The sequence below is a fragment of the Vibrio sp. 2130-1 genome (genome assembly GCF_033339515.1).
On the sequence record NZ_JAWOUT010000768.1, the window covers coordinates 1 to 507 of the forward strand.

At 47.5% G+C, this 507-nt stretch carries 1 pseudogene; it reads left to right on the forward strand.

Going from position 1 to position 507, the window contains the following annotated elements:
* Nucleotides 1–507 (forward strand): annotated as a pseudogene (locus R7Q09_RS28595) (energy-dependent translational throttle protein EttA); the annotation flags it as partial.

Sequence of the window (507 nt, forward strand, 5' to 3'; positions counted from 1 at the left end):
TTTGTCGTCTGCTTTTATCGAAACCAGACATGCTACTACTCGACGAACCAACCAACCACTTGGATGCAGAGTCGGTTGCATGGCTAGAACGCTTCCTAGTGGATTACTCTGGCACTGTTGTGGCGATCACCCACGACCGTTACTTCCTAGACAACGCAGCAGGTTGGATTCTTGAACTTGACCGTGGTGAAGGTATTCCATGGGAAGGTAACTACACCTCTTGGCTAGAGCAGAAAGATGCACGTCTACAACAAGAAGCATCACAAGAAAGCGCTCGCCAAAAGACCATCGAAAAAGAACTTGAATGGGTACGTAAAAACCCTAAAGGTCGCCAAGCAAAATCTAAAGCACGTATGGCGCGCTTTGAAGAGCTACAAAACACTGAGCACCAAAAACGTAACGAAACCAACGAGCTGTTCATCCCACCAGGTGAGCGTCTAGGTGACAAAGTGATTGAAGTGAAGAACCTGACTAAGTCGTTTGACGGTCGCGTTCTGATTGATGACC